Source organism: Streptomyces sp. NPDC036764 (assembly GCF_055609385.1).
In genome coordinates, this window is sequence record NZ_JBVJPT010000001.1 from 2,655,864 (window position 1) to 2,671,161 (window position 15,298).

Here is a 15,298-nt window from a genome sequence, read left to right on the forward strand (position 1 = left end):
GCTCCTCGGCCTGCCGAGGGTCTTCAAGGCCAGTGTGTGCGCCGTCGGCGGCTGTCACGAGGGCCGAGTGGGGTCGTCCAGCAGGACCGTCGGGCCCTCCCATGCTGCGGTCAGGCGGATGCCCGAGACCAGGTCCGGGTGGATACGGACCGCGTAGTCCATCGTTTGCTGCACCCAGGGATGCAGCAGTGCCTGATAGCGGGCCAGCTCGCGAGGGTCGGTGACCAGACGGGCGTAGCCAGTGGCCACGACGCTCCAGCCGACGTGGGTGTCCGGGTCGATGGCGTCGGCCTGGTAGGCGACGACGACCCCCTCGCTGTCGGCTCCGAGCGTGTGCGCGGTCAGGGCCGCTGCCTCATGGGTGCGGATCACGATGTCACCGTCGACCAGGATGTGGTTGACCGGTCGGACGGTCGGCAGTGCGTGCCGGGTGAAGACGATCCTGCCCAGGGACACGCTGCCCAGCAGACGCATTGCCTCGGCGGCGTCGACTTCGACGCTGTCGCGCGGGCCGGCTTCGGTTGCCCGGCCATTGTTGGTTGCCATGGTGTGTTCCGTCGGATTGATCGCTGGTCGTCGGGTGCCCCGGGGAGCGCGCAGGTGCGCTCAGACCTTCATGGAACGGCGACTGATCGTGTCGTGCCAGGGCCGTTCGGCCCCTTCTGCCGTACTGACCGGCCTATTCGGCTCCGTGCACGTCGTCTTCCTGTGCTACATGGGCGGTGGAGTCCGCCTTCCCGTAGTAGGCCGCTCGCATGAGCTGCTGCATGTCGTCGAGCATGGGCATGCGCGGGTTGGCCGGTGCGCACTGGTCCTCGTAGGCGTTCAGGGCCTGCCGGGGAAGGGCGGCGATGAAGGTCCGCTCGTCCACGCCCAGGGCCTGGAAGGACGGCTCGATGCCGACCGCGTCGCGCAGCCGCCCCACCGCGGCCGCGAGGGACTCGACGCCCTGCGCCGGGGTGGCGGCGGGCAGCCCGAGGGTGCGGGCGATGTCCTGGAAGCGTTCGTGCGCGCGGTAGTGCTCGTATTTGGGCCAGCCTGTGAGCTTCGTTGGGATCGTGCCGTTGTAGCGGATGACGTGGGGAAGCAGGACCGCGTTCGTGCGCCCGTGCGCGAGGTGGAAGGTGGCGCCGAGGGTGTGGGACATGGCGTGGACGATGCCGAGGAAGGCGTTGCCGAAGGCCATGCCGGCGATGGTGCCCGCGTTGTGCATCTTCTCGCGCGCCACGGGGCTGTCCGCCCGGTTGTTCACGGCCGCTTCGAGGTTGTCGAAGATGAGCCGGATGGCGTGCAGGGCGAGGCCGTCGGTGAAGTCGTTGGCGTAGACGGACACGTACGCCTCGATGGCGTGGGTGAGGGCGTCGAAGCCGCTGTCGGCGGCCAGGGCCGGGGGCAGGTCGGCGGCGAGCAGCGGGTCGACGATGGCCACGCTGGGTGTGAGCGCGTAGTCGGCCAGGGGGTACTTCCTGCCGGTCGCCGGGTCGGATATGACGGCGAACGGGGTGACCTCCGCGCCGGTGCCGGAGGTGGTGGGGATGCACACCAGGCGGGCGCGCGAGCCGAGCACGGGGAAGCGGAAGGCCCGCTTGCGGATGTCGGAGAACTTCTGCCGCATGTCGGCGAAGTCGATGTCCGGCTGCTCGTACAGCAGCCACATCACCTTGGCCGCGTCCATCGGCGACCCGCCGCCCAGCGCGATGATGGTGTCCGGGCGGAACTCGCGCATCAGGTCGGCGCCGTGCTGCACGGAGTCGATGCTCGGCTCGGGCAGGACGTTGTCGATGATCTGCAGGGTCACCGGCTCAGGGCGGCGCTGGAGGACCCTGCGGACGCGGTCGACGAAGCCGAGGCGGGTCATGACCGCGTCGGTGACGACGGTCACGCGGTGAACGTCGGGCATGGACTGCAGATACCGGATCGCCTGCGGCTCGAAGTAGATCTTCGGTGGGACCTTGAACCACTGCAGGTTGTTGTGACGGGTGCCGACTCGCTTGATGTTCAGCAGGTTCGCCGCCGAGACGTTGTTGGAGACCGAGGTACTGCCCCAGGATCCGCAGCCCAGGGTGAGCGAGGGCAGCAGGCTGTTGTAGATGCCGCCGATGGCGCCCTGGGAGGACGGGGCGTTGACGATGACCCGCACCGTCTTCATCCGCTGTCCGTATGCCTCGGCGAGCGCCCGCTCTCCGGTGTGGATGACGGCGCTGTGCCCCTGGCCGTGGAAGGCGACCATGGCAGCGGCCAGGTCGAAGCCCTCCCGCTCCGAGTCGGCGCGCAGCACGGTGAGCACCGGGCACAGCTTCTCGCGGGTGAGGGGCTCGTCCGGGCCGACGCGGGCGGCCTCGACGAGGATGACGGAGGTGTCGGCAGGCACGGTGAAACCGGCCTTCTCGGCGATCCACGCCGGGCTCCGCCCCACGGCCGCGGCGTTGACCTTGGGCTCGCAGCCCTTGTTGGAGGCGTCGACGGGGAAGAGGAACCCCTCCAGCTTCGCCTTCTCGTCCGCGGTGGCCAGGTGGGCGTGCAGGGTGCGGAACTCGGCGACGGCCGCGTCGTAGATCTCGCTGTCCAGGATGACGGCCTGCTCGGAGGCGCAGATCATGCCGTTGTCGAACGACTTCGACAGCACCAGGTCGTTGACGGCCCGGCGCAGGTCGGCGCTCTTGTGCAGATAGGCGGGGACGTTGCCGGCGCCGACGCCGAGCGCGGGTTTACCGACCGAGTAGGCGGCCTTGACCATGACGTTTCCGCCGGTGGCGAGGATCAGGGAGACGCCGGGGTGGTGCATGAGGGTGCGGGTGGCCTCGATGGAGGGCCGCTCGATCCACTGGACGCAGTGCTCGGGTGCTCCGGCCGCCACGGCCGCGTCGCGTACGATGCGCGCCGCCTCCGCGCTGCAGCGCTGGGCGGAGGGATGGAAGGCGAACACGACCGGGTTGCGGGTCTTCAGCGCCATCAGGGCCTTGAAGATCGTGGTTGAGGTCGGGTTGGTGACCGGGGTGACCGCGCACACCACACCGACGGGCTCGGCGATCTCGATCATGTCCTCGATGTCGTCGCGGGCGATCACGCCGACCGTCTTCATCCTGCCCATGCTGTGCGTGACGTGCTCGCACGCGAACATGTTCTTGGCGGCCTTGTCCTCGAAGAGGCCGCGCCCGGTCTCCTCCACCGCGAGCAGGGCCAGCTCGGTGTGCCGGTCCAGGGCGGCGACCGATGCCTTCTTCACGATGTGGTCGATCTGCTGCTGGTCCAGCGACTCGTAGTCGGCGAGAGCCTTGAGGCCATTGGTGACCAGCCGGTCCACGACGATGACGGTCTCGGAAGGCCCCGAGCCGAGGGCGGTGGATGGGTCGCGGTCGCAGTGTCCGTTCATGGTGAGTACGCCTCTCCGTCGTCGAGTTGCACAGCACGGGTGAGGAGCGGCCCGGGGGATCGGAACCGCTCCCACAGACACCATTTCGCGGCCGGGGTTGTGTCCCCCAGAGCCCAATGGACTCAGGTGCAGGGCCGGTTGGCCCGGGTCGGGGCGGGCTGAAGGGCCGATGCGATGTCTCTCCCTCACTCCAGCAGCCGTGCCACGTCCTTGAACGATTTCCATGGACCGGGGTGCCGCTCAGGCCCGCCCGACCGTGTGGCCGCCGCGCCATCGCGGTGCTACCGCCCTGCGGTCGGCGCTGCCCCGGACGGCCTGTTCCAACTGGTCGCGCAGCCGGTCCCTCAGCCGATCGGCCAGTTCCCGGCCTGTGGCCTCGCGCGCGTGGACGACCACCAGGGCATGCCCTGCCCGGACCTCGGCCACCGCGGTCCACGGCTTCTCGGCGGGGTGCGCCGTCGCCCGGGCGATCCTGACCTCGCCGGTGAGCGCGGGCCGTCCCGGACGCTCGGCGACGGCCTGGATCCGGTCCCGTGCGTAGGCGAGGATCTCCGCGCTCACGTCGCCGCTCCTCGCGCGCACCAGCACGCCGTCGGTGTCGTGAGCACCGGTTTCCGTTCGGGTCATGCGATCGACCCCTTTCCTGAGTCGAGTGGGTTGCCGCTGCCGTCGTCTCCCGGCCGATCGCTCACCTGGTGTCGCTCGGTCGAGTCCCGTCGATCACGGCCCGCCCCGCCTCAAGCCGGGCGACCGGGACGCGGAACGGAGAGCAGGAGACGTAGTCGAGGCCCGCGGTGTGGAAGAAGTGGACCGAGGCGGGGTCGCCGCCGTGCTCGCCGCAGACGCCGATCTTCAGGTCGGGTCGTGCGGCACGCCCCTCGGCGACGGCGATCTCGACCAGGCGGCCCACGCCCTCGCGGTCGAGCGTCTCGAACGGGGACACCTTGAAGATGCCTTTGTCGAGGTAGGCGGAGAAGAACGCCGCCTCCACGTCGTCGCGGGAGAATCCCCAGGTGGTCTGGGTGAGGTCGTTGGTGCCGAAGGAGAAGAACTCCGCTTCCCGCGCGATCGAACCCGCCGTCAGCGCGGCCCGGGGCAACTCGATCATCGTGCCGACCGGGCAGTCGACGGCGATGCCGGAGGACGCGGCGACCTCGGCCAGTACCTGCTCGACCTCCTCGCGTACGAGCCGCAGTTCCTCGACCGTGTCGATCAGCGGAACCATGATCTCCGCCCGCGGGTCACCGCCGGCCCGCTTGCGTTCCGCGACTGCCTCGGCGACGGCTCGCACCTGCATGGCGACCAGGCCCGGCGCCACCAGGCCCAGACGTACCCCGCGCAACCCGAGCATGGGGTTCTCCTCGTGCATGCGGTTGACCGCGTCGAGCAGTTCGGCGTCGTGCGCGTCCGGCGGGTTTCCGCGGGCCTCGGCAGTGGCGACGCGTACGGCCAGTTCGGTGCGGTCGGGCAGGAATTCGTGCAGCGGAGGGTCGAGGAGGCGGATGGTGACCGGCAGACCGTCCATCGCTTCCAGGATGCCGACGAAGTCCTGCCGCTGCAGCGGGAGCAGGGCGCCCAGCGCGCGTTCGCGCTCGTTCTCCGAGCGGGCCAGGATCATCGCCTCGACCAGCCGACGGCGCTCGCCGAGGAACATGTGCTCGGTGCGGCACAGCCCGATGCCCTCGGCGCCGAACCGACGGGCGCGGGCGGCGTCCTCGGGAGTGTCGGCGTTGGCCCGCACCCCCAATCGCCGTACACCGTCGGCCCGTTCGAGAGCGCGAGCCACCGCGTCGACCAGGCCCGCGGACCGTGCACCGGTCTCGAAGTACCGCATCACCGAGGAGTCGACCAAGGGCGCGGCCCCGAGGTACACGGCGCCTTCGGAGCCATCGACGGAGATGACCGTGCCTTCCTCGACCGTGGTGCCGTCCGCAGTGAAACGCCGGGCCTGCATGTCCACGGCCAGTTCCTCGGCGCCGCACACACATACCTTGCCCATGCCACGGGCGACCACGGCCGCGTGACTGGTCTTGCCACCGCGGCTGGTCAGCACGGCTTGGGCAGCGACCATCCCGGGAAGGTCATCGGGGGTGGTCTCCTGGCGTACGAGGATCACCTTCTCGCCGGCCTCGGCGCGGCGTACTGCCTCGGCCGAGTCGAAGACCACGGCCCCGACGGCCGCGCCGGGGGATGCCGGAAGGCCGTGCGCGAGCGCCGAGCCGACCGCGTCGGTGTCGAAGCGAGGGAACATCAACCGCGCCAGTCCGTCCCCGCTCACCCGGGCGAGCCCTTCGTCGGGGGTGATGAGCTCCTCGTCCACCAGCTCGGCGGCGATCGTGAACGCCGCCTCGGCGGTGCGCTTGCCGACCCGGGTCTGCAGCATCCACAGCATGCCGCGCTCGACGGTGAACTCGATGTCGCACAGGTCGCGGTAGTGGGTCTCCAACAGCCCCATGTGGTCGTGCAGTTGGACGTATGCCTCGGGGTTCAGGTGCCTGAGCTCGTCCAGGCCGACGGTATTGCGGATACCGGCGACCACGTCCTCGCCCTGCGCGTTGGGCAGGTAGTCGCCGTACAGGCCCCGGTGGCCGGTGGCCGGGTCGCGGGTGAAGGCGACGCCGCTGCCGGAGCCGGGGCCGAGGTTTCCGAAGACCATCCTCTGCACGTTGACCGCGGTGCCGAGGTCGTCGCTGATGCCCTCGCGGCGACGGTAGAGCCGGGCGCGTTCACCGTTCCAGGACTCGAAGACGGCCAGGATCGCCCGTTGCAACTGCTCGGCAGGGTTTTGAGGGAAGTATTCGCCGGTCTCCTGGTGGATCACGTCCTTGTATGCCTCGACGAGAGCGGCCAGATCGTTGGCGTCCAGATGAAGGTCGTCGGCCGCGCCGCGAGCCTCCCTCAGCCGGGTCATGACGCTCTCGAACCGTTCGCTCTCGACGCCCATCACAGTACTGCCGAACATCTGCAAAAGACGGCGATAGGAGTCCCAGGCGAAGCGCTCGTCCCCCGAGGCCTTGGCGAGGCCCAGAACGGACTCGTCGTTCAGGCCGATGTCGAGGACCGTCTCCATCATGCCCGGCATGGAGAAGCGGGCCCCGGATCGGACGGACAGCAGCAACGGATCGTCCGGCTGACCGAGTCGCCGTCCGGCGGCCCGCTCCAGGGTGGTCAGGTGCGCGGAGACCTCGCGGGCCAGGCCCTCGGGCTCGGTTCCTGTGGCCAGGAATGCCCGGCAGGCCTCTGCGGTGATCGTGAACCCCGGCGGTACGGGCAGCCCCAGCCGGGTCATCTCGGCCAGGTTCGCTCCCTTGCCGCCGAGCAGGTAGGCCATGTCCCGGCCGCCCTCGGTGAAGTCGTACACGTGGTTCGTCATGGCGGTGTGCCCTTCCTTCCGCGTGCCGGCCCGGAGCCGGGTCACATCTCGAAGACGATGCGTGCCTTGATCCGGCCTGCCAGGACGTCGGTGATGCACTCGTTGACGGTGGCCAGCGGTCGGGTCTCGTAGATCACCCGGGTGCGGCCGGCGGCGTGCAGCTCGAACACCTCGGCGAGGTCCTGACGCGTACCGACGATCGAGCCGATGACGGACGTGCCGTTGAGCACGGTGTCGAAGATCGGGACGTGGATGGTGCCGTGTGCCGGGAGGGCGACCATGACCAGCTTTCCGCCGCGGCGCAGTCCGCTGTTGACGGCGGCGAAGGCCTGCTCGTTGACCGCCAGTGCGATCGCGGCATGGGCGCCGCCATGCTGCTTGAGGACCTCGGCGGGGTCGTGCTTGCGGGCGTCGATGACGAGGTCGGCGCCGAGTTCGGCGGCGAGTTCGAGCTTGTCGTCCGTGACGTCGATGGCGGCCACGGTGGCGCCGGCGATCTTGGCGTACTGCACGGCGAGGTGCCCCAGCCCGCCGACCCCGGAGATCGCCACGAGCTGCGTCGGGCCCACACCGGCCACCTTCAGTGCCTTGTACGTCGTGACACCGGCGCAGGTCAGCGGGGCGGCGTCACGCGGGTCGATGCCCTCGGGCACGGGCTGCGCGAAGTCGGCGAAGGCCAGCATCTTCTCGGCATAGCCGCCGTCGACGCTGTAGCCGGTGTTCTTCTGCTGCTCGCACAGTGTCTCCCAGCCGGACAGGCAGTGCTCGCAGCGCCCGCAGGCCCAGCCGAGCCACGGTACGGCGACGCGCTGCCCGACGGCCAGGTGCGTGACGCCGTCGCCGAGCGCCTCGACGATGCCGACGCCCTCGTGGCCGGGGACGAAGGGAGGGTTCGGCTTGACGGGCCAGTCGCCGTGGGCGGCGTGGATGTCGGTGTGGCACAGCCCGGATGCTTCGACGCGGATGCGCGCCTGGCCGGGAGCGGGATCGGGATCGGGCCGGTCCTCGATCACCAGCGGTTCGCCGAAGGAGTGGACGACTGCTGCCTTCATGGGTGCTCCCGGTTGTGTCGGAGACTTCCGCGCGGTTGTGATTACAGGTTCGAACGGGCCCTCACGTGGTGGGCAGGTCCCGTACGTCCTCGACCGGTGGGCCGGTCGGCCCTCAGTCGTGTGGGACGACCGCGACGGGGGCGGCTGCGTGATGCAGCACGGCATGGGCGACCGGGCCGATGGGCAGGGCGCGCGGAGTGGTGCAGCGTGCGGTCGACCACGACCGGCCCGGCTCGGGCAGCGTCCCGCAACACGACTCCGCAAGCGTGGACCAGGTCGAGTGTCTCGGCGACCGGCACCTGCGGGTACTTCTGCCACTACGGCAGCAGCAGCTCGTCCAATCCCGCTCTACCCGGCCTTCCGGTCCGCCGGCTGTGTCGCTGATATGCCCCGGCGGGGCGGGAGCCGAAGGCGGCGGCAACTGCCAGGCGTGCACGGCCCGCAGGCCGCCCGATCGGCCGAGGCAAGTGGGAAACGGAGATGGAGCCATGGCGTTGGGGGTCGAGCACCGGCATCTCGGCCGTCTCCGCCTCGCCCAGCAGTTCTTCGGCGGCTACCTCGGAGACCTCCGTGGTGCCGATCACCAGGCCGATGGAAATGCAGCTCACCGCTCCCGCCGACTCGGGTCCGTCTTCCAGGGGCCGGTGGTCCCGGGCTCCGGCCTTGCGGTCCTCGCCCAGGTCCGGCTCAGGTGAATCAGGGCCGGTCGGCCCTGGTCCATCGGTCCCGGAAGGCGCAGGATCAGAGGCATATGGCGGTCTCGTGCCGCTCATTCGGCCCAACCCGGGCAGCAGGCGACGCAGGTGACAGAACAGGAGCGACACATGGCGGACAGTGCACTGGCCGGCGGCGATCCGATCCGGGTCTTTCTACTGGACGACCACGAAGTCGTACGGCGCGGGGTGCACGACCTGCTGAACGACGAGCCGGACATCACCGTGGTCGGCGAGGCGGCCACCGCCGAACAGGCGCTGGTCCGAGTACCGGCGCTGCGTCCGCAGGTCGCGGTCCTCGACGTCCGTCTGCCCGACGGCGACGGCGTCACGGTCTGCCGGGAGCTGCGCTCGAGCCTTCCGGAACTGGCCTGCCTGATGCTGACCTCTTTCGATGACGAGGAGGCCCTGCTGGACTCGATCATGGCGGGCGCCTCCGGGTACGTGCTGAAGCAGATCCAGGGCTCGGATCTGGTGTCGGCAGTCCGCACCGTGGCCGCGGGCCAGTCCCTGCTCGACCCCAGCGCCACCACCAAGCTGATGGCCCGGCTGCGCGCGGGCGAGCAGCCGGAGCCGGAGCCCGAGGCGCTGCCCGGTCTGACGGATCGTGAACGGGAGATCCTGGCACTCATCGGCGAGGGGCTGACCAACCGTCAGATCGGCGAGCGCCTTTACCTTGCCGAGAAGACGGTGAAGAACCACATCTCCCGTCTGCTCGCCAAACTCGGCGTCGAGCGGCGCATCCAGGCCGCTGTCATCGCCACCCAGGCCCAGGACCGGATCAGGCAGGAAGGGCACTGAGAGCCGCCGGCGAGCCGTGGGGCCGAAGGTCCTCTGACTCGCCCCCGTACGGCCCATGTCCCGGCAGGAGCCGCGGCCACAGGCTGGCAGCGCACACCACGAACACCGACCGGGAGGACGACGGACATGACCGTGCGCGTGGGCATCAACGGCTTCGGCCGCATCGGACGCAACTACCTGCGCTGCGTACTGGAGCAAGCGCAGAGCGGCGCCGGCACACCCGTTGAGGTGGTCGCCGTCAACGACATCACCTCCCCGGCCGCGCTGGCGCACCTCCTGTCGTACGACTCGACCTACGGCCGACTCGGCCGCACGGTCGAGCACGACGATGCTTCGATCATCGTCGACGGGAAGCGCATCGCCGTCACTGCCGAGCGCGACCCGGCCGCCCTGGCCTGGGGCGACCTCGGAGTCGACATCGTCATCGAGTCCACCGGCCGCTTCCGCACCCGCGAACAGGCCGGACTGCACCTGAAGGCCGGGGCGCGCAAGGTACTGCTCTCGGTGCCCGGAAAGGACGTCGACGCCACCGTCGTGATGGGCGTCAACGAGGGTACATACGACCCGGAGCGCGACCATGTGGTCTCCAACGCCTCATGCACCACCAACTGCGTGGCGCCGATGGTGAAGGTTCTTCACGAGAGCTTCGGACTCGTCAAGGGCCTGATGACCACCATCCACGGCTACACCAACGACCAGGTCGTCCTCGACGGTCCCCACAAGGACCTGCGTCGCGGCCGGAGCGCCGCCGTCAACATCATCCCTACCTCCACCGGTGCCGCCCGCGCCGTCGGCCTCGTTCTGCCTGAACTGGCCGGCACCCTGGACGGCAGCGCCGTACGCGTCCCGGTCGAGGACGGCTCCCTGACCGACCTGACCGTGGTTCTGGACCGGCCGGTGACCGCGGACGAGGTCAACGCCGCGTTCCGGCAGGCCGCAGGCGGGCCGTTGAAGGGTGTGCTGCGGGTCTCCGACGCCCCGATCGTCTCCCGCGACATCGTCGGCGACCCCGCGTCCTGTGTCCTGGACGCACCGCTGACGCAGGTGCACGGCGAACTGGTGAAGGTCTTCGGCTGGTATGACAACGAGTGGGGCTACACCAATCGCCTCCTCGACCTGACCGAGTACATCGCCGCCCGACTCCCGCAGATCTGACCCGCGCCGTACACGGGCCGCTCACCTGCGCAAGACCTGCGGTTTCCCCACCGCCCTGCCGTTGGAGCCGACTTCCTTTCCTTCCGAAATCCCGTCACGGTACGGTGACAGGCCAACGGACGACCGGCCGTCGGCTCGGCAGGGGATGCCTGGAGGAATCAGCGGGTGGGAAGCTCGGAGAGCGGCCGCGTGCGGCTGCCGCAGCTGAAGCTGGACGAACTGCTGGAAGAGTTGCAGGCCCGCCTGGACGCGGCGCGGGGAACGCAGAACCGGGTCCACAGCCTGCTGGAGGCGGTGCTCTCGGTCGGCCGCGAGCTGGACCTGGAGCAGGCGCTGCGGAGCATCGTAGAGGCAGCCGCGGTACTGGTGGAGGCCCAGTACGCGGCCCTGGGCGTGATCGGGCCGGACGGCAATCGGCTGTCGGAGTTCCTGACGGTGGGCGTCACCGACGAGCAGATCGCGAAGATCGGGCCGTACCCGGAGGGCCATGGCATCCTCGGTGAGCTGATCCGCAACCCCGAGCCACTCAGGCTCGCGAAGATCTCCGAACACTCGTCGTCGTACGGTTTCCCTGCGAACCATCCTCCGATGAATACTTTCCTCGGTGTCCCGATCCGCGTCCGCGACCAGGTATTCGGCAACCTGTACCTGACGGAGAAGCGGGGCGGCGCCCAGTTCGACGAAGAGGACGAGTCCGTTCTGTCGACGCTGGCTGTCGCGGCCGGTGTCGCGATCGACAACGCCCGCCTGTACGAAGAGGCCCAGCGGCGCGAGCGCTGGGTGCGGGCGAGCGCGGAGATCACCAGCAGCCTGCTGTCCGGCAGCCCGCGCGGCGAGGTGCTAAGCCTGGTCGCCGACAGGGCGAGGCAGATCGCAGGCGCGGTCCTGTCCGTGGTCGGTGTGCCGGTGAAAGACACCGAAACGCTCACCGTGGAGCTGGCCACGGGCCAGGACGCCGAAGCACACCGCGGGCTGGTGTTGCCGGTTGAGGGCAGCCTCATGGGCGAGGCCTTCGCCGCCGGCTCACCCGTGACGAGCGCGGACGTCCTGCAGGACGAGCGCTTCCTGGTCGGCCGGCAGCGCTTCACCGGACTCGGCCCGGCGGTGGCGGTGCCCATCGGCAAGGGCGACGGGGTGCGGGGCGTGGTGCTACTGGTCCGTGAAGCCGGCAGCACGGTGTACTCGGACACGGAGACCGAGCCGCTCCAGGCCTTCGCCGCCCAGGCGGCGGTTGCGATGGAACTCGCCGACCGGCGCAACGACGCCGAGCAGATGGCGCTGCTGGAGGACCGCGACCGAATCGCCAGGGACCTGCACGACCTGGCGATCCAGCGGCTCTTCGCGACCGGAATGACCCTGCAGAGCGCGGGGCGTTTCATCGAGCACCCACAGGCCTCGGAGCGGGTTGTGCGCGCGGTGGAGGACCTTGACGAAACCATCAAGATCATCCGCTCGACGATCTTCGGGCTCCGTACGCGGGAGGGCGCCGCGGGGCAGAATCTGCGGGCCCATGTGGTGCGTGTCGTGGGCGAGGCGGCGCCGGTCCTTGGCTTCGCACCCAGCCTGCGCATGGAAGGGCTGCTGGACACTCAGGTGTCCAAGGAGACCGCCGACCAAGTCGTCGCCGTACTCTCCGAAGCACTCACGAACGTTGCCCGGCACGCGCATGCCGACCGGGCCGAGGTCCTGCTGGAAACCGACGGCCGTGAGGTGCGGCTGACCGTCACCGACAGCGGCGTGGGCATCCCGGCCGACGGGCGGCGCAGCGGCCTGCGCAACATGGCGGAGCGGGCCCAACAGCTCGGCGGCACGCTGGAGTTCAGATCTCCCGAGAGCGGCGGGACGACACTGGTCTGGCGCGTGCCGGCGGGGGGCGCCTAGGTCCTGTCGTCAAATGTCACGCCCACATCAGCAGGGATGCCAGGGTGACGGCTGCCTGGTAGGACTCGGCGGTCTTCTCGTAGCGGGTGGCGATGCCGCGCCGTTGCTTCAGCCGGTTGAAGCATCGTTCCACCACGTTGCGCCGCTTGTAGATCTGCTGGTCGAAGGCTGGGGGCCGGCCACCGCGGCTGCCACGCCGGAGGCGGTTGCGAACCTGGTCCGCCCGCTCGGGGATCGTGTGAGCGATGCCCCGCCGACGCAGCCGGGTGAGGATTGCCTTCGAGCTGTAGCCCTTGTCCCCGATGACGTGAGACGGCCTGGTCCGGGGCCGGCCCGGGCCGATGCGGGGCACCCGGATCGCTTCCATGACCGTGGTGAACTGGGTGCAGTCGTTGGTGTTTCCGCCCGTTGCCACGAGCGCGAGCGGGCGGCCGAAGGCATCGCAGGCCAGATGAATCTTGCTGGTCAGACCGCCGCGTGAACGTCCAAGGGCCGGCGCCCCCTTTTCGGGCACCGGCGGTGTGCTGGTGGGCGCGCACGATGGTGGAGTCGACCGACACCAGCCAGTCGATGTCGTCGGCCGCATCCGCCCTCGCCTGTGCGGCCTGGGGCATCCGAGTGAACGTGCCGTCCTTGGCCCACCGGCGGAAACGAGTGTGCAGCGTGGCCCACGGCCCATACCACTCGGGTACGTCTCGCCAGGCCACCCCAGCCCGAAACTTCCACACGATCCCGTTGAGGATTGTCCGGTCGTCCAGCCGCTTCCGGCCCTGCAACGATTTCGGCAGCAGTGGCCGGACGAACTCCCATTCCACATCGGACAGTTCATGGCGACGTATCACCCGACCATGATCCACCACCCGAATCACGAGGCGTTTTGCCCGACGGTACTGACGGTACGGCCTGTCGCGTCCGAGGGGCGCTATAGCATGCCCGCGTGAACTTGGACCAGATCGTCATGGCGTCCTTCATCCCTGTGTCGGCGGGGCTCTCGGGTTGGGCCTTCGTGAAGGCGTGGACCAACTTCCGCCTCCTTACCCGAGGGCAGTGGATCGAGGCGGAGATCGTCTACGTCCGGGAGGACACAAACGGCGACGGCGACCCCCGTTTCTATCCCGAGGTCGCCTTCACCCCTCCGGACAGCGATGAGGTCAGGGTCGAATCCAAGGTCGGTCGGCTGTATCCGATCGACTACCCAACGCGGATACGCGTCCGGTACGACCCAGCCGAGCCCCGACGTGCCCGTCTGCAGGGCTACGGCGAACCTGGCCTGTTCGCATGCCTGGTGGGCGGGGTCGGAGGGGCCTTCCTCGCTGTGGGGCTGTTCATGGACCTCTTCACCTGACGATCTTCCGGACCACCTGGCCGCCGACACGGGCCTAGGAACAGGTTCTCGATCAGGCTGACATCGCCCCCCTTGGTCGTGTTGGCCTGACACTTTGACGACAGCTCCTAGGGCCCGCCCGAACTGCCCCGACTGCAACGGCGAAGGCGGCTGGTGGTCTGAAGGGCCGTACCCGGGCGGCGAGCTGTGCTGGTGCTGGGACCGACCGACACGGACCCTTCGGCTCCTTCCGGTCCGCGACCCCTGGCCGGACGAACCCCCGTTCTAGAGCAGTTCCGTCCCGGCGATGCGGGCCGGACCGGAGCCTTTCGGGCGGCGGCGCATCAGCAAACAGGCGGCCGCCCGCTCCCTCACCCCTCAAACCAGATCAGGAGAGACACCGTCGTGCACCGCTCCGGCACCTTCGCCGCGCTGCTCGGACTGACCCGCGCCGCCAGCGCCATCGGCGACTTCTGGGTTAACGCGGCGAAAGCCCTGTCCACTTTCCCAGGTGTCTCGCTGCCAAGGGAGCTCCGTTCCGCACCCTCTTGCCGGTGTGCTGCGGATGTGTCTCGATTACCGAGCGGCGCGTTGCCTCGCCGAAGTTCACCCGTGCGGGTGGCGGAGACAACGACGGCGTGATGCAAGCAGTCGTTGGCCATCTCGTCACTGATGACGGCCCTCACAGGGCAGGTTGTGCAAGTACTTCAGCGATGGTGCGTCGCCCAAGCTCGGCCATGGCAGGGTTGGTCTGGCGGTAGTACGTGATCCCACCGACGAATGTCAGGGCCCAGCCTCGTCCCCGGGCCCATGTCGCGTCGTCGAAGCCGACCGCCTGTCGGAAGGTCGGCCGCGTCTCGGCATTGAACAGTGTCCATGCGGGGAGCGCATCGCAGGCGGGGTCGCCTGCGCCGGCCGCGCCGAAATCGATCACTGCGCCGAGTCGCCCGTCGCGGATCAGCACGTTGCCGGCAATGAGGTCGCCGTGCGTCCAAACCTGCGGACCATCCCACTCGGGCTGGGCGAGGGCATGCTCCCAGGCGGCAAGCACAGCGCGAGCGTCGATAAGATCTGCTGCCTTGGCCGTCCACTCCCGAACGTAGGCATCGCGGGCTCGCAACGATCCTCCCCGGTAGCCCAGTCGCGCTCCCGTAGCGTCAGTCGTGCGCAGAGCCGCGACAAACCTACCTAGATCCATGGCGAATCCGTGCCTGTTCCTGTCTCCGTCTGCCGGATGCTCGCCGTCAAGCCAGCGGTTGACCGCCCACGGCCAGGGATAGCCCTGGCCAGGCCGCCCCAAGGCGATCGTCTCCGGCACGGCGACGGGCATGAACGGTGTCAGTCGCGGCAGCCAATGGTGCTCGAACTGCACCTGCTCGACGGCATCCTCGATACGGGGCAGGCGAATCGCCATATCGTCGCCGAGCCGGTAGATCGCGTTATTGGTGCCCGCTGCGTCTACGGATATCAGGGGAAGCCCTGCCCACTGGGGGAACTGCTGTGCCAGCAGCCTGCGCACCAGCGGGACATCGGTCTTGATCTCGTCTTCGTGCATCATCAGCCTGGAACCTATCCCTGCGGTCGAGAACCCGCATCGGAGTTCTCTGGCACCCATGCCAAACCGAA

General features: G+C 69.2%; 11 protein-coding genes and 1 pseudogene. 5 read left to right on the forward strand and 7 right to left on the reverse strand.

The features are described 5' to 3' along the window. Nucleotides 1-54: 54 nt before the first annotated feature. The 5 genes from ACZ69Q_RS11125 to adhP form a co-directional block, all read right to left on the reverse strand. The gene (locus ACZ69Q_RS11125; RefSeq protein ID WP_471039756.1) at nt 55-546 is read right to left on the reverse strand and encodes a pyridoxamine 5'-phosphate oxidase family protein; all 492 of its coding nucleotides are present in this window, start codon (nt 544-546) and stop codon (nt 55-57) included. 133 nt (nt 547-679) lie between these two features. After that, nucleotides 680-3,373, reverse strand: coding sequence for a bifunctional acetaldehyde-CoA/alcohol dehydrogenase (gene adhE / locus ACZ69Q_RS11130; RefSeq protein ID WP_471039759.1), 2,694 nt, complete (start codon nt 3,371-3,373; stop codon nt 680-682). Nucleotides 3,374-3,613: 240 nt separating this feature from the next. Next, entirely contained in the window at nt 3,614-4,000 is a 387-nt protein-coding gene (locus ACZ69Q_RS11135; protein WP_471039761.1) for a hypothetical protein, read from the reverse strand. Between the two features lie 61 nt (nt 4,001-4,061). Beyond that, entirely contained in the window at nt 4,062-6,746 is a 2,685-nt protein-coding gene (gene ppdK, locus ACZ69Q_RS11140) for a pyruvate, phosphate dikinase (protein WP_471039764.1), read from the reverse strand. Between the two features lie 41 nt (nt 6,747-6,787). Then, on the reverse strand, nt 6,788-7,798 hold the full coding sequence (gene adhP / locus ACZ69Q_RS11145) for an alcohol dehydrogenase AdhP (RefSeq protein ID WP_471039766.1): 1,011 nt from the start codon (nt 7,796-7,798) through the stop codon (nt 6,788-6,790). Nucleotides 7,799-8,286: 488 nt separating this feature from the next. On the opposite strand from adhP, the gene ACZ69Q_RS11150 reads away from it, so the two are divergent. The 4 genes from ACZ69Q_RS11150 (at nt 8,287) to ACZ69Q_RS11165 (ending at nt 12,348) form a co-directional block, all read left to right on the forward strand. Then, nucleotides 8,287-8,493: a hypothetical protein gene (locus tag ACZ69Q_RS11150; RefSeq protein ID WP_471039769.1), complete on the forward strand. Its 207-nt coding sequence runs from the start codon at nt 8,287-8,289 to the stop codon at nt 8,491-8,493. 129 nt (nt 8,494-8,622) lie between these two features. Further along, complete coding sequence (locus ACZ69Q_RS11155) at nt 8,623-9,312, forward strand: response regulator (protein WP_471039772.1); 690 nt, start codon at nt 8,623-8,625, stop codon at nt 9,310-9,312. A 126-nt stretch (nt 9,313-9,438) separates the two neighbouring features. Next, a complete protein-coding gene (gene gap, locus ACZ69Q_RS11160; RefSeq protein WP_471039775.1) occupies nt 9,439-10,467 on the forward strand; it encodes a type I glyceraldehyde-3-phosphate dehydrogenase in 1,029 nt (342 codons plus the stop codon). Nucleotides 10,468-10,632: 165 nt separating this feature from the next. Beyond that, nucleotides 10,633-12,348 (forward strand): sensor histidine kinase, encoded by a 1,716-nt coding sequence (locus ACZ69Q_RS11165; protein WP_471039778.1) that lies wholly within the window; start codon nt 10,633-10,635, stop codon nt 12,346-12,348. Nucleotides 12,349-12,364: 16 nt separating this feature from the next. Here ACZ69Q_RS11165 and ACZ69Q_RS11170 read toward each other — a convergent pair. Next, nucleotides 12,365-13,217 (reverse strand): annotated as a pseudogene (locus tag ACZ69Q_RS11170) (IS5 family transposase). A 68-nt stretch (nt 13,218-13,285) separates the two neighbouring features. Here ACZ69Q_RS11170 and ACZ69Q_RS11175 point away from each other — a divergent pair. Beyond that, complete coding sequence (locus ACZ69Q_RS11175; protein ID WP_471039781.1) at nt 13,286-13,693, forward strand: DUF3592 domain-containing protein; 408 nt, start codon at nt 13,286-13,288, stop codon at nt 13,691-13,693. A 661-nt stretch (nt 13,694-14,354) separates the two neighbouring features. Here the strand turns inward: ACZ69Q_RS11175 and ACZ69Q_RS11180 are convergent. Continuing rightward, on the reverse strand, nt 14,355-15,230 hold the full coding sequence (locus ACZ69Q_RS11180) for an aminoglycoside phosphotransferase family protein (protein ID WP_471039784.1): 876 nt from the start codon (nt 15,228-15,230) through the stop codon (nt 14,355-14,357). Nucleotides 15,231-15,298 lie beyond the last annotated feature (68 nt).

Excerpts from the sequence above, each read along its gene's own strand:
- ACZ69Q_RS11125 (WP_471039756.1), bottom strand. The coding sequence starts at position 546 with ATGGCAACCAACAATGGCCGGGCAACCGAAGCCGGCCCGCGCGACAGC.
- adhE (WP_471039759.1), bottom strand. The coding sequence starts at position 3,373 with ATGAACGGACACTGCGACCGCGACCCATCCACCGCCCTCGGCTCGGGG.
- ACZ69Q_RS11135 (WP_471039761.1), bottom strand. The coding sequence starts at position 4,000 with ATGACCCGAACGGAAACCGGTGCTCACGACACCGACGGCGTGCTGGTG.
- ppdK (WP_471039764.1), bottom strand. The coding sequence starts at position 6,746 with ATGACGAACCACGTGTACGACTTCACCGAGGGCGGCCGGGACATGGCC.
- adhP (WP_471039766.1), bottom strand. The coding sequence starts at position 7,798 with ATGAAGGCAGCAGTCGTCCACTCCTTCGGCGAACCGCTGGTGATCGAG.
- ACZ69Q_RS11150 (WP_471039769.1), top strand. The coding sequence starts at position 8,287 with ATGGCGTTGGGGGTCGAGCACCGGCATCTCGGCCGTCTCCGCCTCGCC.
- ACZ69Q_RS11155 (WP_471039772.1), top strand. The coding sequence starts at position 8,623 with ATGGCGGACAGTGCACTGGCCGGCGGCGATCCGATCCGGGTCTTTCTA.
- gap (WP_471039775.1), top strand. The coding sequence starts at position 9,439 with ATGACCGTGCGCGTGGGCATCAACGGCTTCGGCCGCATCGGACGCAAC.
- ACZ69Q_RS11180 (WP_471039784.1), bottom strand. The coding sequence starts at position 15,230 with ATGATGCACGAAGACGAGATCAAGACCGATGTCCCGCTGGTGCGCAGG.